17 protein-coding genes are annotated in these 18,961 nt (G+C 67.2%); 11 read left to right on the plus strand and 6 right to left on the minus strand.

Going from position 1 to position 18,961, the window contains the following annotated elements; translation table 11 throughout:
* Window positions 1-97 precede the first annotated feature (97 nt).
* Entirely contained in the window at window positions 98-2,914 is a 2,817-nt protein-coding gene (locus ACE3T2_RS09285; RefSeq protein ID WP_374656842.1) for a TonB-dependent receptor plug domain-containing protein, read from the minus strand.
* A 299-nt stretch (window positions 2,915-3,213) separates the two neighbouring features.
* Between ACE3T2_RS09285 and ACE3T2_RS09290 the strand changes: the two genes are divergently transcribed.
* On the plus strand, window positions 3,214-3,708 hold the full coding sequence (locus ACE3T2_RS09290) for an Lrp/AsnC family transcriptional regulator (RefSeq protein ID WP_374656843.1): 495 nt from the start codon (window positions 3,214-3,216) through the stop codon (window positions 3,706-3,708).
* Window positions 3,709-3,766: 58 nt separating this feature from the next.
* Here the strand turns inward: ACE3T2_RS09290 and ACE3T2_RS09295 are convergent, their stop codons facing one another.
* Entirely contained in the window at window positions 3,767-5,353 is a 1,587-nt protein-coding gene (locus ACE3T2_RS09295) for an amidohydrolase (RefSeq protein ID WP_374656844.1), read from the minus strand.
* Between the two features lie 288 nt (window positions 5,354-5,641).
* Here ACE3T2_RS09295 and ACE3T2_RS09300 point away from each other — a divergent pair, with 288 nt between their 5' ends.
* Both ACE3T2_RS09300 and ACE3T2_RS09305 read left to right on the plus strand, forming a co-directional pair.
* On the plus strand, window positions 5,642-6,805 hold the full coding sequence (locus tag ACE3T2_RS09300; RefSeq protein ID WP_374656845.1) for a class I SAM-dependent methyltransferase: 1,164 nt from the start codon (window positions 5,642-5,644) through the stop codon (window positions 6,803-6,805).
* Between the two features lie 69 nt (window positions 6,806-6,874).
* Window positions 6,875-8,137, plus strand: a complete 1,263-nt coding sequence (locus tag ACE3T2_RS09305; RefSeq protein ID WP_374656846.1) for a DUF1254 domain-containing protein — start codon at window positions 6,875-6,877, stop codon at window positions 8,135-8,137.
* A gap of 4 nt (window positions 8,138-8,141) precedes the next feature.
* Here ACE3T2_RS09305 and ACE3T2_RS09310 read toward each other — a convergent pair whose 3' ends face one another.
* Complete coding sequence (locus tag ACE3T2_RS09310; protein WP_374656847.1) at window positions 8,142-8,576, minus strand: hypothetical protein; 435 nt, start codon at window positions 8,574-8,576, stop codon at window positions 8,142-8,144.
* A 317-nt stretch (window positions 8,577-8,893) separates the two neighbouring features.
* Here ACE3T2_RS09310 and ACE3T2_RS09315 point away from each other — a divergent pair, with 317 nt between their 5' ends.
* Genes ACE3T2_RS09315 through ACE3T2_RS09325 form a run of 3 tightly spaced genes read left to right on the plus strand, consistent with a single transcriptional unit; the run spans window position 8,894 to window position 13,238 of the window.
* The gene (locus tag ACE3T2_RS09315; protein WP_374656895.1) at window positions 8,894-9,613 is read left to right on the plus strand and encodes a response regulator transcription factor; all 720 of its coding nucleotides are present in this window, start codon (window positions 8,894-8,896) and stop codon (window positions 9,611-9,613) included.
* Window positions 9,610-10,914, plus strand: coding sequence for a FecR domain-containing protein (locus ACE3T2_RS09320; protein ID WP_374656848.1), 1,305 nt, complete (start codon window positions 9,610-9,612; stop codon window positions 10,912-10,914). Before ACE3T2_RS09315 ends, ACE3T2_RS09320 begins: the two co-directional genes overlap by 4 nt.
* The gene (locus ACE3T2_RS09325; RefSeq protein ID WP_374656849.1) at window positions 10,911-13,238 is read left to right on the plus strand and encodes a CHASE2 domain-containing protein; all 2,328 of its coding nucleotides are present in this window, start codon (window positions 10,911-10,913) and stop codon (window positions 13,236-13,238) included. The genes ACE3T2_RS09320 and ACE3T2_RS09325 overlap by 4 nt, the downstream gene beginning before the upstream one ends.
* Here ACE3T2_RS09325 and ACE3T2_RS09330 read toward each other — a convergent pair.
* On the minus strand, window positions 13,221-13,724 hold the full coding sequence (locus ACE3T2_RS09330) for a hypothetical protein (protein WP_374656850.1): 504 nt from the start codon (window positions 13,722-13,724) through the stop codon (window positions 13,221-13,223). The genes ACE3T2_RS09325 and ACE3T2_RS09330 overlap by 18 nt on opposite strands.
* A 44-nt stretch (window positions 13,725-13,768) precedes the next feature.
* On the opposite strand from ACE3T2_RS09330, the gene ACE3T2_RS09335 reads away from it, so the two are divergent.
* Complete coding sequence (locus ACE3T2_RS09335) at window positions 13,769-14,191, plus strand: PilZ domain-containing protein (protein WP_374656851.1); 423 nt, start codon at window positions 13,769-13,771, stop codon at window positions 14,189-14,191.
* A gap of 84 nt (window positions 14,192-14,275) precedes the next feature.
* Window positions 14,276-14,830, plus strand: coding sequence for a helix-turn-helix domain-containing protein (locus ACE3T2_RS09340; protein WP_374656852.1), 555 nt, complete (start codon window positions 14,276-14,278; stop codon window positions 14,828-14,830).
* Window positions 14,831-14,901: 71 nt separating this feature from the next.
* Here the strand turns inward: ACE3T2_RS09340 and ACE3T2_RS09345 are convergent, their stop codons facing one another.
* Window positions 14,902-15,105 (minus strand): cold-shock protein, encoded by a 204-nt coding sequence (locus ACE3T2_RS09345; RefSeq protein WP_374656853.1) that lies wholly within the window; start codon window positions 15,103-15,105, stop codon window positions 14,902-14,904.
* Between the two features lie 189 nt (window positions 15,106-15,294).
* Complete coding sequence (locus tag ACE3T2_RS09350) at window positions 15,295-15,924, minus strand: TlpA family protein disulfide reductase (RefSeq protein WP_374656854.1); 630 nt, start codon at window positions 15,922-15,924, stop codon at window positions 15,295-15,297.
* Between ACE3T2_RS09350 and argH the strand changes: the two genes are divergently transcribed.
* From argH to lysA, 3 genes are read left to right on the plus strand one after another with little or no spacing between them, the layout of a single operon-like run.
* The gene (gene argH / locus ACE3T2_RS09355) at window positions 15,925-17,352 is read left to right on the plus strand and encodes an argininosuccinate lyase (protein ID WP_374656855.1); all 1,428 of its coding nucleotides are present in this window, start codon (window positions 15,925-15,927) and stop codon (window positions 17,350-17,352) included.
* The gene (locus ACE3T2_RS09360; protein WP_374656856.1) at window positions 17,352-17,633 is read left to right on the plus strand and encodes a hypothetical protein; all 282 of its coding nucleotides are present in this window, start codon (window positions 17,352-17,354) and stop codon (window positions 17,631-17,633) included. The genes argH and ACE3T2_RS09360 overlap by 1 nt, the downstream gene beginning before the upstream one ends.
* Window positions 17,630-18,913, plus strand: a complete 1,284-nt coding sequence (gene lysA, locus ACE3T2_RS09365) for a diaminopimelate decarboxylase (RefSeq protein WP_374656857.1) — start codon at window positions 17,630-17,632, stop codon at window positions 18,911-18,913. The genes ACE3T2_RS09360 and lysA overlap by 4 nt, the downstream gene beginning before the upstream one ends.
* The last annotated feature ends 48 nt before the right edge of the window (window positions 18,914-18,961 follow it).

The following is an 18,961-nucleotide window of genomic DNA, read 5'->3' on the forward strand; positions in this document are numbered from 1 at the left end:
TTATATTGACACTAATCGTGTCATTATATTCGCAAAGGGGCAAGCCGAGGTTGCAGGCGCCCCGCCTCAAGGTGGAGCAAGGCGCCGCGGAGGCCAACTAGAAGTCGACCCGAAGCCCAACCCGGAAGGTCCGGCCGTTGGTGTCATAGAGGCTGCGGTTGGTCTGCGGATAGCCGGGGGTGTTCTCCGCCCCAAGGTTCGCCGGGTTCCCGACCAGCACTGGATCGGTGTTGAAAAGGTTCTTGATCGAGACGAACGCCTCGCCGCCCACCGGCCCGACCGTGAAGTCGTAGCTGGCCGAGACATCGACATAGAGCGTTCCGTCCACGCTGTTGTCGTTGATCGTATAATAGGGCGCGACACTGGCCGGGCAGGCGGACGTACACTCGGTGTAGGCGTTGCTGACCACGCCGTTGCTGACGCCGCGGGCGGTCAGGTTGAACGACCAGGGCTCCAGATCATAGCTGGCGGTCAGACGGTACACCCAGTCCGGCGTGCTGCCGGTGTTGGAGCCCGCCAGGTCGATGGCCGTGACCCCGTCGTCTGTGACGTTCTCGATATAGTGGGTGAACATGCCGCGCAGCGTCAGGTCGCCCGCGCCCCACGAGACGAGATCGGCTAGGGCCTTGCGATAGGAAACCTCGATGTCGAGGCCCTTGGCGGTCATGCTGTTGAGGTTGTCGTAATATAGGTTGATGGTCTGCAGCACGCCGCCTGAGAAGACCAGTTGGCTGCAGTAGGAGGCGACGTTCTGGACGTAGCAGTAGTCGGCCACCTGCTGGGCGGTGACGAAGCTGATCACTCCTTCGACCTTGATATCGTAATAGTCGATCGAGGCCTGGAAGCCGGGCAGGAAGCGCGGCGAGACCACCACCCCGACGCCGAAGCCGTCGGCGACCTCGGGCGCCGCGTTCGGGTTGCCCTGCAGGTTCTGGACGAACGGCGTCGAGATCCCGTTGATGTTGACCGAGTTCGAGCGGGCAGTGCCGGCGTCGTAGAGCTCGCTCATGTTCGCCGCCCGGATATCGCGCGACGCCGAGGCGCGGAACTTTACGTCCTCGATCGGCGAATAGGTCAGGCCGGCCTTCCAGGTCTTGGCGGTCCCCGAGGTCGAATATTCGGTGATCCGATAGGCGCCGTTGAAGTCGAGGCCGTCGAAAATAGGCACCAGGGCTTCGATATAGGCTTCCTTCACGTCGTACTCGCCCGAGGTGACGCGGAAGTTGCCGTACTTCCAGCCCGCGCCGTACTGGGCCTCGACGAAGCCGCCCATCTTCTCCTTGCGGTACTCGGCGCCGACCGCCAGCGAGATCGGTCCGGCCCAGCCCTGGATGCTGTTGGTGGTCAGGTTGAAGGCGACGACGTCCTGGGTGAAGTGCTGGTCGCGATAGGGCGTGCCGAGCACGTAGTTCAGCGCCTCCTGGCTCGCGACGCCCTCCCCGAAGCGGTTCAGCGGCACGCAGCCGTTGGTCGGGTTGGTGAGGGTCGAGCGACAGACGATCTGCCCGTTGGCCGGATTGACCACCGCGTCGGTGGCGAGCGCCAGGCGGGCGTTGTTCCACGTCGGCGTCAGCTGCTCGTGGGTCGTGGTCTTGCCGTGCTGATAGTAGGCGTCCCAGTCGACATCGAGGCCGAGGGCGGAAAAGTCGCCCTTGCCGCCGACCACGTAGCGCTCGGTCTCCCGCTCCATGGCGCTGCCCGAGGCCGGCATGTCGGCGTTGCTGGTGCCCATGGTGAAGGAGGTGATCCCCAGCGCGACCATCTGGTTGCGGACAGACGCGGGCAGGAAGGCGTTGTCGCGCTGAATGACGATGCCGGTCTGGGTCGGCTTGATATAGTAGCTGACGCCCTCGTACTTGGCGAAGGAGGCCTGGGCGAAGACCTCGACATTCGGGGTCAGCTCGAAGCTCAGCCGCCCGAAGTAGCTCTCGCGGTCCTCGTCCGGGATCAGGGTGTTGGACCCGAGCATGTCCGAGATCGAATAGGCCCAGTCGCCGCCGATCATCCACTGGCCGGTCGTCGCTCCGTAGGCGAGCTGATTTACCGCGCCATTGACGCCGAAATAGGTCCCCTTCAGCGCGGTGTTGGTGATCAGGCCGCCCGGCGTATAGCTGCCGATGCCGACGTTCTTCGACAGGATATAGTAGGGCGCGCCGGCGGAGGTGTCTGTGTTGCGCACGGCGAAGTAGCCGCTCTTGTTCCAATCCCGGTCGATGGTCTGCACGCCCGATTGGCTGGCCCATTCGCCGCTGAACAGCGCATGGCCGCGGCCGCCCGCGAACGGCCCGCCTGCGGTGATGTTGTACTTCCAGTTCTCGCCGTCGCCGTAGGTGGTTTCGCCGTATTCGAGGGAGGTCTTCACGCCGGTATAGGTCTTGTCGAGGATGAAGTTCACGACCCCGCCGACCGCGTCGGACCCATAGGCCGAAGAGGCGCCGCCAGTCACAACCTCGACCCGAGAGATCAGCGACTGCGGGAAGGTGTTGGTGTCCACCTGGCCGGTCGCGGCCGACACCACCGAGCGCTGGCCGTCGAACAGCACCAGAGTACGGCCGGTGCCGAGCGAGCGAAGGTTAAGGGCGCTGATCCCGGCAGCCCCGTTCGACAGAGAACCGGACGAGTTGGCGGCGGTGATGCTGCCCGCCACCGACGGCAAGGTGTTCACGAAATCGGCGATGTTGGCCGGCGCAGAGGCGGCGATCTCCTGCGCCCCCAACACATTGACCGGCGTGGGCGCGTCGTAGCCGTCGCGCGCGATGCGCGACCCGGTGACGACCACCTCCTCAAGATCGCCTGCCCCGGCGGCCTCGTCCTCGGCCAGAGCGGGCGACGCCGACAGCGCCGCGATGCTGGCGCTTGCGAGGGCGTATCGCCGGGCGTTCCGCAGCATCTTATGACGAATAGAAAGGTTCATTTTGATCCCCAGCAAAATGTTCGACTGCAAAAGCGGACACGCCCTCAGCTCACGACGGAATATCCGCCGTGCCTTTCCGCACTCGCCTCCCCCCTTTGCTCACCGCATGGCGCGGCGAAGCAGAGTCGGCACGCAACGCGTGTGAAGAGCTCAGGAGACGTCTTTTTTTGCGTGACGTACTTGCCCGCCCCCGACTGGGACCACATTAATCGGACGCGAAGCGATGACTTGCCGGAAGCGGGATTTCAGCGCTGAAAATGTCCTTCTGCTGCCGATTTATGCACGGAGCCTGTCAGGCAATGCCGAAATCCGAACATCTGGACCTGGATGATGTCGATTATCGGCTCCTAAAGGAGCTTAGCGCTGACGGCCGCGCCTCTGACGTCTGGCTGGGCGAGCAGATCAACCTCTCCAGCACGGCGGTCGCGCGGCGCCGCAAAAGCCTGGAGGAGCGCGGCGCGGTCGCCAGTTACTCCGCCAACCTCAACATGCCGCTGTTGGGCTTCGGCGTGGTGGTGTTCGTCGCGATCGAGCTCAGTTCCCAGGCCGAGCAGGCGCTGAACGAGTTCGAGCGCGAGGTCGTGAAGTGTCCTTCGGTGTCTTATTGCGGCTTCGTCTCGGGTGACACCGACTTCCTGATCATGCTGCACGTACAGTCGTTCGAGGACTACGACCGCGTCTATCGGCGCGAACTGTCGCGCCTGCCGCATGTGGCCAAGATCCGATCCAGCTTCGTGATGCGCGAAGTGGCTCGCCGGGTCGCCCCGCCCGTGGTCTTCCAGGACGTCGACTAACCACGAAAAAGGGGAGGCGTTCCCGCCTCCCCTTCCACACCCCCGATACGCGGGAGGCCTACTTGGTGGTCGGATACTTCACCCCGATTTGATCCAGGTAGGTCTTGTACTTCTTCGGATTGTAGTAATACGGCTCCATTTTCGGCCGCATCTGCTCCATGATCTCCTTGTTCAGGTGGATCGCGGGGTTGTCGGTAGGCGCCAGCACCGGGTCGTACTTCTGGTCCTTCAGTTGGACGTCGTTGAAGTAGGCCTTCGCTTCTTTGATCAGGGTCGGGGTGGTCACCAGATCCAGCACCGTCAGCGCCACCGCCTTAGCGCCGACCTCGACGCCCTTGTGGGCGATGGGGGTGGCCATCGCCATGGCCGAAGTCACGTTGTGGCCGATGGCGTTCGGGATGTTCGACGGATAGCGCACGGTGATGGTTGGCACCGTCCACATGATGTCCCCGATGTCGTCTGAACCGCCGCCCATCGAGGGGCCGCGGCCTTCGGGGGTCGACAGCGCCGCGACCTCGGTCGCCAGCGGCTCCAGCTTGAAGCCGTTCACCTCCTGCACGCCCTTGGCGAAGGCCTGGTCGTCGGCCGACCACTTGGGCATTCCGATCCGCTTGATATTGGCGTAGGCCGCCTCGGCCAGCGGCTTGTTGCCGTAGTTGGGAGCCGCGTAGCCAAGCACACGATGCTCGACGGTGGTGCCGGTCGCCTTGGCCGCCGCCTCCGAGATGGTGTTGCCGAGTTCATAGAGCTCGCGGATCGACTGGAAGGTATTCTCGCGGAAGTAATACCAGACGCTCGCCACGCCAGGCACGATGTTGGGCTGGCCGCCGCCATTGGTGATCACATAGTGCGAACGCTGGCTCAGCGGCAGGTGCTCGCGCCGCATGTTCCAGGCGATGTCCATCAGTTCCACCCCGTCCAGGGCGCTGCGCCCCGACCACGGCTGGCCGGCAGCGTGGGCGGTCTTGCCATGGAAGGTGTATTCGACCGAAACCATGCCGTTATTTCCGGCAGGCCCCCAGCCGGTCGAGAAGTCGCGACTGACATGGGCGAAGATCGAGGCGTCGACGTCCTTGAAGAGGCCCGCGCGCACATAGAAGGCCTTGGTCGCCAGCAACTCCTCGGCCACACCCGGCCACAGCATGAGCCGACCGGGGATCTTGTTCTTCTCCATCACATCTTTGGCCGCCAGAGCCGCGACGATCATCATCGGCATGCCGGAGTTGTGACCCTCGCCATGCCCCGGCGCGCCGGCCACCTGGGGCTTGATGTTCGGGTCGCCTGGGATCTGCGAAAGGCCCAGCAAGGCGTCGATGTCGCTGCCCAGCGCGATGACCGGCCCGCCGGTTCCCCAGGTGGCGGTCCAGGCGGTCGGAATGCCGGCCACGCCGCGCTCGATCTTGAAGCCGTTCTTCTCCAGCACGGAGGTCAGATATTCGGAGGTCTTCACCTCCTGGAAGCCGGGTTCGGCGAAGCTGTAGACCGAATCCACCATCTCCTGGGACAGCTTGGCGCGGGCTTCGACGCCGGCCACCGCCGCCTGCCGCATCGCTTCGGTCGGCTCGGCGTTCACGACCGTCGGTGCGGCCAGAGCGCTGGCCATCAGCAGGCCGGCCAGCGACTTCGTTGCCAAGATGCTCTTCATTCCCGTCCCCCAGGGCTATCGGCCGCCAAGCGTGCCGCTTTCCGTCGAGATTTCCCGCTTTCGCGCAAAAATCCTAAATCAACCCGGCCATTTGATCGCGGTTTTCAGATCGAACAAGCCGCGATTTGCGGGAAAGCGTCTCCAGCGCCCTTTCCGCTTCAACTGACGCAGATTGCAGCAGACCGCCGCCGCCCGGCGCCGAAATGGTGATCGCCTGCCTCTACCGGCGGTGGCGCGATCGCTCCAGGTCGTCGTAGCGTACCTCCGCCCAACGACAGCGAGCATGGCATGGCTGGCCCCGCCCCGACCATCGAGCAAGACCTGACGATCGGGACGACGCGCCTTCGCGAACACCTGCTGAACCACGCCGAGCTGCTGTTTCGTCGCGTGCTGGCGACAAGCCCGGAGCATCCGGTCGCCACGCGCCTGCTGGGCGTGACGCTGTTCAAGATGGACCGGCGAGAGGAAGGCCTGGCCTTGTTGCGCCGCGCAGCCGCGGCGGAGGGATCGCGCGAGGCCTGGAGCGACCTCGCCTGCGCCCTGCGGCGCGGCGGAGAAGCTGAGGCGGCCGCCGAAGCCTACGCTCGAACCGAGGAGAACGAACCACTGCCCGTCGACCTCGCCTTCACAACCGAGCGCGCGATCCACGACTTCAAGGTGGTCGACTACCCCTACCGATCTCTGGTCCGCTACGGCTCCGGCCGCCCCGCACACCCCCAGCTCGCCGCGCAGATCGGGGCGGGACGCACGCGCTATGAGGCGGTCGTCGACGCTTTGGGTGCTCTGCAGGCCGACTTCGCCGAGGTGCCGCTGGGCGGAAGCTACCAGAACGCCGATCCGTTCTGGCTCAACGCCTGGTTCCCACCGCTGGACGCCATGGTCCTGACTCACATGTTGCGCAGCAGCAACCCGAAACGCTTCGTCGAAGTCGGATCGGGCGTCTCGACAAAGTTCGCGCGGCGCGCGGTGGACCGCTACGGCCTGCACACCAAGCTGATCTCCATCGATCCACAGCCGCGCAACGAGATAGACCGCCTCTGCGACCAAGTGCTTCGCAAGCCGCTGGAGGCCTGCGACCCGGCGATGTTCGAGGCGCTGGCTCCCGGCGACGTGTTCTTCCTAGATTCCTCGCACCGGAGCTTCCAGGGCTCGGACGTCACAGTCTTCTTCCTGGACATCCTTCCACGGCTGAAGCCGGGCGTGATCGTGCAGATTCACGACATCTATCTGCCTGACGACTACATCAGCGGCCATTTGGGGCGGCTGTGGAACGAGCAGTACCTGCTGGCCGCCGCCCTGCTGTATGGCCCGGAAGCGTTCGAAATCCTGTTCCCGTGCTGGTTCGCCGGCCAGGATCCGGCCCTCGCGCAGCGCGCCGCCGGCGCGCTGAAGCATGGGCCGCTGGAAAACCTGAACCTCTACGGGGCCTCGTTCTGGCTGCAGAAGACCTGAGCACGCCAGGTATTGCCACCCTACCTGCCGGAAGGCAGGTTGCCCGGCCGATCACAGGAGCGATTTCCAATGAGCAGCACCCCGAACGCCCTGGAGGAGCTGAAGCGCGCAGCCGCCGAGGCCTGGATCTTCGGCCTGCCGCTGATCGAAGTCGCCACGACCCGCTCGCGCGCCGGCCAATTTTCCGCAGCGGCGGTCAACAGCTTCGGCCACATGCGCAATCTGGCCGACCATCGGGCCCGGGCGGTGACCACTCCCAACAACGACACGCTCTATTCAAGCGCGCAGCTCGACCTTTCGGTCGGCCCGGTGACGATCACCCTGCCGCCGACCGGCGAGCGCTACATCTCGCTGGCGCTGATGGACGCCTATACGAACAACTTCGCGATCCTGGGCACGCGCACCGCCGGCCCGGACGGGGCGACCTATCGCCTCGTGGGCCCGAACGATGCGGCCGAGGGCGCCAACGTGGTCCGCTCGCCGACCAATCACGTTTGGGCCCTGGCCCGTATCCTGGTCGACGGCCCGTTCGACCTGGAGGCCGCGCGCGCGGTGCAGTCCGGCATTTCAGCCCAAGGGCCGGCTGCGCCGCCCTCCAAGGCCTTCGCACACCGCAGCGCGCCCCGGCAGGAGTACTTCGCCGCCGTCGATGAACTGATGGCCCTGAACCCGCCGCCGGCCACCGATCTCGGCCTGCTGCGCCGCATCGCCCCGCTCGGCCTCGGCGGCGGCCAGTTCGATCCGGCGCGCTTCTCCGCGAAAGAGGCGGCGGCCATCGAGGCGGGCATCGCCGAGGGCAGGACGATGATCCGGGGCCGCGGGGTCGGCGGCGTCCAGTGGATCGACGGCTGGTCCTATCCGCGCGCCGATCTGGGCGACTTCGGCCAGAGCTACGGCTATCGCGCTGCGGTGGCGCTCGCTGGGCTCGCAGCCCTCCCGCCTGTGGAAGCGATGTACATGCGCGGACAGGGCGAGGCCCGCGGCCTGTATGACGGTTCACGCCTGTGGCGGCTGCATTTCCCGGCGGACCGGCTGCCGGCGGTCGACAGCTTCTGGTCGCTCAGCCTCTACGAGGCGACCGAGGATGGGCAGTTCTTCTTCGCCGACAACCCGCTGAACCGCTATGCGATCGGCGACCGCACGCCAGGCCTGAAATACAATCCCGACGGCTCGCTCGACCTCTGGATAGGCCGCGACCATCCTGGCGCTGACCGCGAAAGCAACTGGCTGCCCGCGCCGGACGGTCGCTTCGCCCTGTTCATGCGCGCCTACCTGCCCAAGACCGAAATGCTGGAAGGGATCTACCGGCTGCCTCCGGTCGAGGCGGTCTGAGATCTCAGTGCACGCGCTCGAAGTGACCGCAAAGCCGCTCGATCGCATAGACCGTTGCGCGCAGCTCGCGGACCAGTTCGGGCGCGGTTTCCAAATTCATGCCAGCCGCCCATAGCTCGCTGTCCTGGCCACAGGCGGCGAGCATGGTTCGCAGGGCGATCATCAGGTCCTCCCAGATCGAGGCGCCAGGCCGCGTAGACGGCAGCGGCGGTTCGAACACCTCGCTGGCGAAGCGGCGCATGCATGCGGCCGCGTGGATCACGTCCAGCGCCAGATCGCTGCCGCGCAGCTGCGCGGGCGCCAGGACGCGGTCCAGCTCTCCAGGTGAGGAGCCCGCCCACAGCAGACCGTTGTTCAGCCGATTCAAGGATTCGCTGAGCCGCAGCAGCCAGTAGGCCACGTCATCGTGGAGCGGTGGCGATAGGAGCGCGGGCTGCATCAGCGCACCTGTTCGATCGGCAGGGCGGCCAGACATCTCTTCAACGCCAGGCCGAGCGCCACCACCATGACTAGCCAGACGGCCAGAAAGCAGGAGATAAAGACAGCTAAGCTCATTCGGGACCACCGGGACGACACGTCCTCCCGAGGAAGGACGCTGGTTCTCGGTAGCCCACAAAGGCAGGAGGGGAGGCGTAAACTACTGGAACCTTTACCCTTGTTTACAACCCTGGCCGCAGCCATCCCTGTAATTGTGGCGCTGGGCGCCGGATTTCGCACGGCGTCGTCGACGATGTGCGGTCAAGTTCGAGCATGCGTATGAGAATTGCGGCGTTGGATGACGACGACGCTCAGAGAGAAGCGATCTCCCGTTTGCTGGTCGGGGGCGGGCACAGCTGCCAATGCTTTCATCTTGGCGCTCCGCTAATCGCATCTCTGCGTCGTGAGACCTTCGATCTGTTGATCCTGGATTGGAACCTCCCCGACATGAGCGGGCTGGAGGTGCTGACCTGGGCGCAGAAGAACCTGTCGCCCTGTCCGCCGGTGCTGCTGCTGACCAGCCGCGCGTCGGAAGCCGACATCGTCACTGGCCTCAACAGCGGGGCCGACGACTATGTGGTCAAGCCGGTCCAGGGCGGCGTGCTGCTGGCGCGCGTCAACGCCCTGCTGCGCAGGTCCTATCCTGACCGCGGCGCGGGGGGTGTCGAGACCTACGGCGACTACCAGTTCAACCTGCCGGCCGAGCAGGCGACGGTGCGCGGCGAGCTCGCGCCCCTGACCGCAAAGGAGTTCGGCCTGGCCTTGCTGCTGTTCCGCAACATCCACCGGGCGCTATCCCGCGGCCATATCCTGGAGGCGATCTGGGGCCGCAATCCGGACCTGCCGACCCGCACCCTGGACATGCATATCTCCCGCATCCGCACCAAGCTGGACCTGCGCCCGCAGAACGGCTTCCGGCTCGCGCCCGTCTACAGCTACGGCTACCGGCTGGAGCGGCTGACCGACGGCTGGGTGGAAACGGAGGAGGCAGTATCGTGAGTTGGCGCGCCGCCGCCCTCTCGGGCTTGGCCTTCGCCGCCGTGGCGAGCGGGGCCCGCGCCGCCGAGCCGGCTGAAGTCTATGTCGTCAAGAAGGGCGACACGCTCTACGGCTTGGCTCAAGCCTATTTCGTCCGGCCCGGCGACTACCGGACGGTCCAGCGCCTGAATGCGATCTCCAACCCTCGCCGGCTGGCGGTCGGCACGCGGCTGACGGTGCCCGCGCGCCTGTTGCGAACCCGCGTGATCGAGGCCCGGCTGGGCGCTTATCGCGGCGCGGTGCAGGTCAGCCTTTCCGGACGTAACCTCCCGCTGACCCAGGGCGCGGTGCTGAAGGAGGGCAGCGTGGTCGCAACCGGCGCGAACGCCTTCGTGCGCCTCGACCTGCCGGACGGCACGCGCCTGTCGATCCCGTCCCAGAGCCGCGTACGCCTGGGCCGCATGATCGCCGTCGAGATGACCGGCGTCGTCCGCCGCGAACTGAACGTCGAGGCCGGGCGACTGGAATCCGAAGTGATCCCACTGCGCGATCCGCGCGACAGCTACATCGTGCGTACGCCAATGTCGGTTTCGGCCGTGCGCGGCACGGTGTTCCGCGTCGCCTACGACCCGGCGACCTCCAAGGCCCAGACCGAGGTCGTCGAGGGCGTGGTCAAGGTCGACGGCAAGAACGAGGGCACGGTGCTGGCGGCCAACTACGGCGCCCTCGTAACCGCGGCCGGCTCCAGCGGCCCCCTGCCCCTGGCCGCCGCCCCGACCGTCACTGACCCCGGTCGCGTGCAGGACGAGGCGGTGGTTCGCTTTTCCATCACCGCTCCGGCCGCCGCCGGCGGTTACCGCGCCCGTCTGGCCGCCGACGCCGGCTTCCTGGAGGTGCTGGGCGAGACCGCAGTCGAGACGCCGCAGGTCAGCTTCGAGAATCTGCCCGATGGGGTTTATTTCCTGCGCTTGGCGGCGCTGGACGATCGCGGTTTGCTCGGCGCGCCTGCCACCTACGCTTTCGAGCGACGGCTCAATACGCTGGCCACCACCGCCCCGGCTTCGTCGGTCGAGGACGGGGTGCGGCGCTACCGCTTCCGCTGGGAGGTGGGCGGCGCCGGGGAGCGCACCTATCGCCTCCAGCTCTTCCGCCAGGGCGAAGCCGCCCCGGTGATCGACGAGGCTGGCCTCGCCCAGCAGGATTTGACGGTCACCCAGCTACCGCCGGGAGTGTATGACTGGCGCGTGATGTCACGCACCTTCGCCGGCGGGCGCTACGTCGAGAAATGGTCTCCCCTCGAGCGGTTCGAAATCGGCCGTTGAGCCGCCCGCGCGCCATAGCCGGCCCGCTAGACCGCGCCGCACGCCGCCGGGTGATCGCCGAATGGACGCTGGTGGCCCTAGCCGCGACCGCCCTGGTGGTCTTCCTCAGCCTCAGCCGGGTGACCGATCGCGCCGACAACGTCGTGTTCGACACGCTCTCGACCTTGGGCGTGCGCGCGCCCGAACCGCAGATCGTCATCGTCGCCATCGACAACCGCAGCCTGGCCGAACTGGGGCGCTGGCCCTGGCCCCGTGCGCGGCACGAAGCGCTGCTGCAGAAACTGGCCGAGGCGAAACCGAGGGCGATCGCCTACGACGTGCTGCTGGTCGAGCCCGACCCCGACCCGGCGGTGGACGCCGCCCTGGCCAAAGCGATCGCCGGCGCCGCCCCGGTCTTTCTGCCCATGACCTTCGACGTACCGGGCCGGAACGGCGCGCCCTACGATCCGCTGACGCCGATCGAGCCCCTGCGCTCGGCGGCCGCGGGCCTGGGGCAGGTCAATGTCGAATTCGACTCCGACGGAGTGATCCGGCGCGCCTATCTGCTTGAACGTGACGGCGACCAGACCTGGCCGCACCTGATGGCGCTGATGCGCGACGCGTGGCTGGGGCGCTCGGCCTTGCCCGCGCCCTCGCCTCAAGCCGCGCCCATCGGCGAGGGTCTGCTGCGCGAGCATCCGTTGCTGATCTCGTTCGCCGGGCCGCCGGGCCACTTCCGCACCATCTCTTTCGTCGACGTGCTGCGCGGCGACACCGCGCCGGAGTTCCTGCACGACAAGCTGGTGCTGATCGGCGCCACGGGCGACGGGCTGGGCGACCGCTACGCCACCCCGCTCTCAAACCACACCGAGATCATGTCGGGGGTCGAGTTGCAGGCCAACCTGCTCGACACCCTGCTGAACGGCCGCGCCCTGACTCCTGCCGGTCCGATCGGCCTGACCGCCTTCTCCCTAGCCCCGCTGTGGCTGGCTCTGGCTGGCTTCCTGATGTTCCGTCCACGGCTGAACCTGATCATGTGGGCGGCGCTTTCGGCCGCGACCGTCGGGGTCAGCGCCCTGCTCTACCTCCAAGGCCGGGTCTGGGCGCCGCCGACCGCGGCCCTGGCCGGCCTGCTGCTGGTCTATCCCCTGTGGAGCTGGCGGCGGCTGGAAGCGACCAGCGCCTATATGTTCCAGGAATTGCAGGCATTCTCCCAGGAACCCGACCTGCTGTCGGCCCTATCTCGGCCGCGCGGACCACCGACCGACGTCATCGACCGCCAGGTTGTCCTGATGCACAGCGCCATCGAGCGAGCCCGCGACCTGCGCAGCCTGGTGCTGGACGCCCTCCACGGCCTGCCGGACGCCACCCTGGTCACCGACCTCGCGGGCCGCGTACTGATCGCCAATCGCGAGGCGGACGCCTTGTTCGCCGCAGGTGCGCCCGACGACCTTACCGAGCGGCCCCTGACCGAGCTGGTGGCCTACGCTGCGCCTGACGCCCCGCCCGAGGCCACCGACCTGAGCCTGGCCCCAGCCGAGATCGAACTGACCGGGCGCGACGGACGCGCCTTCGACCTGCGCCGGACCGCCTTGACCGACCAGACCGGCGCGCCCATCGGCTGGATCGTAAGGTTCAGCGACATCAGCGCCCTGAAAGCCGCCGGCCGCCAGCGCGAACGCATCCTGGAGCTGCTCACCCACGACATGCGCTCGCCCCAGGTCTCCATCCTGACCCTGCTGGGCGCGCCCGGCTTCCAGGCGCCGGCCGCCATGATTGATCGGATCGCGGGCTACGCGCGGCGCACCCTGGCCCTGGCGGACAACTTCGTGAACCTCGCCCGCGCCGAAGGCGACCAGTACGCCCTCGAGCCGCTCGACCTGGGCGATGTGCTCGTCGAGGCGATCGATGACCTCTGGCCGCAATCGTCGGCGCGCGGCATCGAGGTTTCCACCACAGGCATTGAAGGCGAGCATGTGATCGTGGCCGACCGCTCGCTGCTGACCCGGGCCCTGATCAATCTGATCGACAACGCCATCAAGTTCTCGCCAGACGGCGGACGCATCGCCTGCGCTCTCGCCCCCACAGCGTTCGAGGGCAGGCCTGCCGTCGTCTGCACCATCTCCGACCAGGGCCCAGGCCTGACGACGGCCCAGATCGCCGGCCTCTTCCAGCGTTTCCGCCGAACGGTTTCACAAGGCGAGCGGCGCGTGGACGGAGTGGGCCTTGGGCTCTCCTTTGTCCAGGCCGTGGTGGAGCGCCACGGCGGACAGATCAGGTGTTCGAGCGCGCCCGGCGAAGGCGCGACCTTCGCCGTCACCCTGCCCTTAGCGCCCCTGGCCTGACGCCGCCAGCTTGCCCGCGATGGCCGCGGTCAGCGCCTCGGACTGGCCGCAGCCCGGTCCGCGCCCGCGGGCCGAGGCCCGCACACGATAGGCCTCATGGCCGTCCGCCGCTGAGATCACCCGTACCGAGAGAGTGCAGATTTTGGTCGTCCGCGGCGCCCACAACGGGCGCGACTGCGGGGGCGCCAGCCAGGCCTCGCGTTCCTCCGGCGTCCCGGCGCCGGAATAGGCGCCGACAGGCCAGGGCCGCTCGCCGCTGGTAATCTCCATGAGATAGGCGGCGCTTGCCTGAGCCCGCTCGATTCCCGCCGCACCGAGCCTGGTCAGCAGCGGGGCGCCAGCTTCGGCGTCGGCGTCCCGCGCCAGCGCGAAACCGCCCGCCAGGACCGGCGCCTCTCCGCTCTCGACCAGGTCCACCCGCGTGGCGCAGCCACCCAGCAACAGCGCCAGGCATCCGATGGCGACGGTTCGACCCGAAATCTTCATGCGCGACACTCACACCCAGCGACCAGCTTACTATCCCAAGGTTCGTGGCCGAAATCGATCCTATCGGGCCGCCTGCGGCCTTTACGTCGCGGCAAGCATCCGAGCGCACCCTTCGCGTCATGGACGCAGGACCGCCCGATGGGAAGGAGCGGCGCGCCAAGCCGCGCCAGCGGACCCTGCTGCGCGGGCGCATATGCTACGGCCCCCGTCACGTGATTTCCGTGGATTGCGGAATTCGCAACCTGTCCGAGGACGGCGCCCAGTTGCGGGTGCCCGCAAACCAGGTTCTGCCGGCAAGCTTCACCCTGCTTCATATTGTCCAAGGACTCGCGTTTGACGCGAACCTGGCCTGGCGGCGCGACGATCTTGCGGGCGTGCGATTTTCCGCACGTCACAACCTGAAAGATGATGTAGACAGCGAACTCAGGTCGCTCAGAGCGATCTGGATGGCGCTTGCTCCCGCTTGAAGCGACTTTTCAGCGCCGAATTCCTGAACTTGCGAAGCTTTCGCTATGCGAGTACTCGGCGTTCGCGCAACATGTTCGCTGAACATGCTCGACGCTCTGCGCGCCTGTGGCGATCAGTACTCTTTCCAAAGCAAAGATATCGGCCTTAACTTCCTCGAATCCAAAGCGAACCCCGGAGCCTTTACTCCGTCGGCAGAAGTTTTGGGTGAGGAGACCACAATGTCTGCTGAGCCTTCGAACAAGACCCCCGACCCCATGGACGTGGCCCTCGGCGCTGCGGTGAGGATCAGGCGGCGAACGATCGGCATGTCGCAGGAAGCGCTTGCCGAACAGTGTGGCGTGAGTTTCCAGCAGATCCAGAAGTACGAGAACGGCGCTAACCGCATCTCGTTCTCCCGGCTCGTCCAGATTGCACGGGCTTTGCGATGCCGGGTTGTGGACCTGATGGACGTCCTCGACACCCCCGCGGGCGATGGCGACGTCGATCTGCTGAGCCGCATGCGCACCCCCGGCGCGCTTGAATTGCTCAGCGCCTTCGAGCGGCTTCCGCAGGAGGCCAGGTCCTCGCTGGTCAATCTGCTCCGGATCATGACCGACCCTGACGCGGCCCAGCGCGGTCGCCAGAAGGAAGTGGCCTAAGGGTCCGGATACGACGAGGGCGCCGGCCCGGGGTCAGGCCGACGCCCCCGCGTCGTCTACATCGTCGTGCGTCAGAGCGGCTTGAGGTCGACCGCCGCGACCTTGCCGCGCTCCTCGCGCTCCTGGAACTCCAGCTTCTGCCCCTCGTTGAGCGCGCGCAGGCCGGCGCGTTCGACTGCGGAGATATGGACGAAGACGTCCTTGCCGCCGTTATCCGGCTGGATGAAGCCATAACCCTTGGTGGTGTTGAACCACTTGACCGTCCCGGTGGCCATGACGCTTTCGTCTCCCTGACAAGCGTTCCGCTAAGGACGCGCGGGGGCGCGCCCTGAAACAATCTCAGTCATCTGGGAAGGTTGGTTCGATCCGCAAGCGCGGGGGGAAGAACGTCCGCAGGCCCAAGTCCGGATTGCGGCGCGCAGTGTTGCACACGCACAGGTGAGGCGGTCAACCGAGAACGCGGTTCAATTTTCCGCCACCACCTTGTCGATAAGGGCTTTGGCGTCCTTGCCCGACCAGTCGGCGCCCCCGGCCAGCCGCCCGCGCTCGACCCCGTCCGCGCCGTAGATGATCGTCGTCGGCATGCCCGCGGCCACCGGCTTGAAGGCGAATGGCAGGGCCATCTTCGGGTCGTGATAAAAGGCCAGCGGCGCGTGCTTGGCGATGAAGGCGCGGGCCTTCCCCTCGTCCGCCGGGCGGTCGATGCTGACCGCCACCACCTCGACCGGCTTGCCCTCGTAGCTCGCCGCCAGCTTGGCGAGCGTCGGCATCTCGATCACGCAAGGCCCGCACCAGGTCGCCCACAGGTTTACGACCGTCACCTTGCCCTTGAAGTCGGCGATCCGCCGCGGCGCGCCCGAGGCGTCGAAGAAGCTATCGGCGGGCGGCGGCGCGGCTTCGGCGGGGATCGTGAACTTGGCCATCTCACCGCGGGCCAGCGGCTTCAGCGGGCTCTTCTGCTGGGGGGTTATGGAGGCCTGGGCGATGATGTAGACAACCGCCGCGACGCCGAGCACGGCGACGCCCCACAGGCCCCATTTCAGCGGGAAGCCCTTCGGTTCGCCGGCGGTTTTCTCTCCAGACTTATCGGTCATATGACGCAAACTTCCTCGACTGCTACCGGCGACGCCGCCAAAGGCCAGGCCCAGGGCCAAGCCATGTGGGGCGGGCGTTTCTCCGCCAAGCCCGCCGAGTTGATGCAGGCGATCAACGTCTCCATCGGCTTCGACAAGCGGCTGGCCGCCCAGGATCTGGCCGGATCCCGCGCGCACGCCGCGATGTTGCTCAAGCAGGGCGTGATTACAAGCGAGGACGAGGCGGCCATCCAGGGCGGCCTGGCGACCATCGAAGCCGAGATCGCCGCCGGGACCTTCCCGTTCCGCGACGAATACGAAGACATCCACATGAACGTCGAGGCGCGGCTGCGCGAGCTGATCGGCCCGGCGGCCGGCCGCCTGCACACCGCCCGCTCGCGCAACGACCAGGTGGCGCTGGACTTCCGCCTGTGGGTTCGCGACGCCTGCGATCGCACCATCGTCCAGATCAAGGCCCTGCAGGCCGCCCTGATCGCCAAGGCCGAGCCGCACGCGGCGACCCTGATGCCGGGCTTCACGCACCTGCAGCCGGCCCAGCCGGTCACCTTCGGCCACCACCTGCTGGCCTATGTCGAGATGTTCGGTCGCGACGCCTCGCGCTTCGCCGACGCCCGCGCGCGGATGAATGAGTGCCCCCTTGGCGCGGCGGCCCTGGCCGGCTCGCCCTTCCCGATCGACCGCCATGCGACGGCCCTCGCGCTGGGCTTCGCACGCCCAACCGCCAATTCGCTGGACAGCGTCTCGGACCGCGACTTCGCTCTGGAGAGCCTCTCGGCCGCCAGCCTCTGCGCGGTCCACCTGTCGCGCCTCGCCGAGGAGATCGTGATCTGGATGACGCCGCAGTTCGGCTTCGTGAAGCTGACCGACGCCTTCACCACCGGCTCGTCGATCATGCCGCAGAAGAAGAACCCGGACGCGGCCGAACTGATCCGGGCCAAGGTCGGCCGCGTGCTGGGCTCGCTGACCCAGCTCACTGTGGTCATGAAGGGCCTGCCCCTGACCTATTCGAAGGACATGCAGGAGGACAAGGTCCCGACTTTCGAGGCCTTCGACGCCCTGGAGCTGTCACTGGCCGCCATGGCTGGCATGGTCGCCGACCTGGAGCCGGTCGCCGAGAAGATGGCCGCCGCCGCCGGCGCGGGCTTCTCCACGGCCACCGATCTTGCCGACTGGCTGGTGCGCACCCTGGACATGCCGTTCCGCGACGCCCACCATGTCACAGGCGCGGCGGTGAAGAAGGCCGAGGGCCTGGGCGTCGACCTGCCCGGCCTGCCGCTCGCCGAACTGCAAGCCATCGAGCCGCGGATCACTGCGGCCGTCTACGACGTGCTGACGCCGCAGGCGTCGGCCGCCAGCCGCAAGAGCTACGGCGGAACCTCGCCGGAGCAGGTCCGCGCCCAGATCGCGCGTTGGAAGGAGATGCTGTGATGACCCTTCGTCCCCTCGCGGCGATCGCCCTGATCGGCGCGACCGCAATCGCCGGCTGCGGCAAGCTGGGCGACCTGGAACGACCCGGCCCCCTGATGGGCAAGGGCTCGGCGGGCGCCGACGCCGGCGCATCCTCCACCCGCGCTGTCCGCACCGTCGATCCGCGCAACCGCGACGACCGTCCGGCGCCTCCGCGCACGCTGCCGATCGACTCCGCCCAGAACCCGACCGCCCCGGCGCCGCAAGGCGCCCTGCCCGACCCGTACGCGAACCCGCGATGAACCACTTCGAGCTCAAGGGGGGCGAGCTCTTCTGCGAGGGCGTGGCCCTCGCCGACATCGCCAAGGCCGTCGGCACGCCGGTCTACGTCTACTCCTCGGCCACGCTGGAGCGGCATTACACCGTGCTGCGCGACGCGCTGGTCGCCGAGGGGATCGGCGACGGCCACGGCGGCGATCCGCTGATTGCGTTTGCCGTGAAGGCAAATTCGAACCTGGCCGTCCTTCGCACCCTGGCCGCGCTCGGCGCCGGCGCCGATACGGTGTCGGAAGGTGAGATCCGCCGCGCCCTGGCCGCCGGAATTCCGGCCGAAAAGATCGTGTTCTCCGGCGTCGGCAAGACAGCCGACGAGCTGGCCTTCGCGCTGAAGGCCGGGGTCGCTGAGATCAACGTCGAATCCGAGCCGGAGATGAAACTGGCCAGCCAGGTCGCCCGCTCGCTGGGAACGCGCGCCACAATCGCCATCCGGGTCAATCCCGACGTCTCGGCCGGGGGCCACGCCAAGATCTCGACCGGCAAGTCCGACAACAAGTTCGGCGTCTCGTTTTCCGAGGCCGAGCGGCTCTACGCCAACGCCGCCAACGACGCGGGCCTCGACCCGGTCGGCGTCACCTGCCACATCGGCAGTCAGATCACCGATCTGGAACCGATGGCCGAGGCGTTCGAAAAGATGCGCGGTCTGGTCGAGCGGCTGCGCGGCGAAGGGCTGTCGGTCCAGCGCCTCGATCTGGGCGGGGGGCTCGGCGTGCCCTATTTCAATCAGCCCGAACCGCCATCGCCCGCCGACTACGCCCGCATGATCGCCAAGACCATGAAGGGGTTCGACATCGGCTACGCCTTCGAACCCGGCCGCATGATAGCGGCCAACGCGGGCGTGCTGGTGTCCCAGGTCCAGCACATCCATGAGCGGCCTGAGGGACGCAAGTTCGTGGTGCTGGACGCGGCCATGAACGACCTGATCCGTCCGGCCATGTACGACGCCTATCACGAGATCGTCCCGGTCAAGCCCCGCGAGGGCGAGCCGGTGGCCTATGACGTCGTCGGCCCGATCTGTGAGACCGGCGACACCTTCACGCGCGAGCGGCCGATGGCGCCGCTGGCCGCGGGCGACCTGGTCGCCTTCCTCAGCGCCGGCGCCTACGGCGCGGTGATGTCGAGCGAATACAACAGCCGCCTGCTGGCGCCCGAGGTGCTGGTCAAGGGCGGCGCCTACGCCGTCGTGCGGCCGCGCCCGACCTACGATGACATGCTCGCGCGCGAGGCCGCGCCGCCCTGGCAGTAGGGTTTAGGCGGCTAAACCATTCCTGAACCCCCGCCTGCCAGTTTGTCG

This window comes from Phenylobacterium sp., from assembly GCF_041919955.1.
Lineage (GTDB): Bacteria > Pseudomonadota > Alphaproteobacteria > Caulobacterales > Caulobacteraceae > Phenylobacterium.

Coding starts and splice junctions, on each gene's coding strand:
- ACE3T2_RS09305 (WP_374656846.1), top strand. CDS start 6,875: ATGAGCAGCACCCCGAACGCCCTGGAGGAGCTGAAGCGCGCAGCCGCC.
- ACE3T2_RS09360 (WP_374656856.1), top strand. CDS start 17,352: ATGACCCTTCGTCCCCTCGCGGCGATCGCCCTGATCGGCGCGACCGCA.
- ACE3T2_RS09290 (WP_374656843.1), top strand. CDS start 3,214: ATGCCGAAATCCGAACATCTGGACCTGGATGATGTCGATTATCGGCTC.
- ACE3T2_RS09340 (WP_374656852.1), top strand. CDS start 14,276: ATGCTCGACGCTCTGCGCGCCTGTGGCGATCAGTACTCTTTCCAAAGC.
- ACE3T2_RS09350 (WP_374656854.1), bottom strand. CDS start 15,924: ATGACCGATAAGTCTGGAGAGAAAACCGCCGGCGAACCGAAGGGCTTC.
- ACE3T2_RS09345 (WP_374656853.1), bottom strand. CDS start 15,105: ATGGCCACCGGGACGGTCAAGTGGTTCAACACCACCAAGGGTTATGGC.
- ACE3T2_RS09295 (WP_374656844.1), bottom strand. CDS start 5,353: ATGAAGAGCATCTTGGCAACGAAGTCGCTGGCCGGCCTGCTGATGGCC.
- ACE3T2_RS09330 (WP_374656850.1), bottom strand. CDS start 13,724: ATGAAGATTTCGGGTCGAACCGTCGCCATCGGATGCCTGGCGCTGTTG.
- ACE3T2_RS09310 (WP_374656847.1), bottom strand. CDS start 8,576: ATGCAGCCCGCGCTCCTATCGCCACCGCTCCACGATGACGTGGCCTAC.
- ACE3T2_RS09315 (WP_374656895.1), top strand. CDS start 8,894: ATGAGAATTGCGGCGTTGGATGACGACGACGCTCAGAGAGAAGCGATC.
- ACE3T2_RS09285 (WP_374656842.1), bottom strand. CDS start 2,914: ATGAACCTTTCTATTCGTCATAAGATGCTGCGGAACGCCCGGCGATAC.
- lysA (WP_374656857.1), top strand. CDS start 17,630: ATGAACCACTTCGAGCTCAAGGGGGGCGAGCTCTTCTGCGAGGGCGTG.
- ACE3T2_RS09300 (WP_374656845.1), top strand. CDS start 5,642: ATGGCTGGCCCCGCCCCGACCATCGAGCAAGACCTGACGATCGGGACG.
- argH (WP_374656855.1), top strand. CDS start 15,925: ATGACGCAAACTTCCTCGACTGCTACCGGCGACGCCGCCAAAGGCCAG.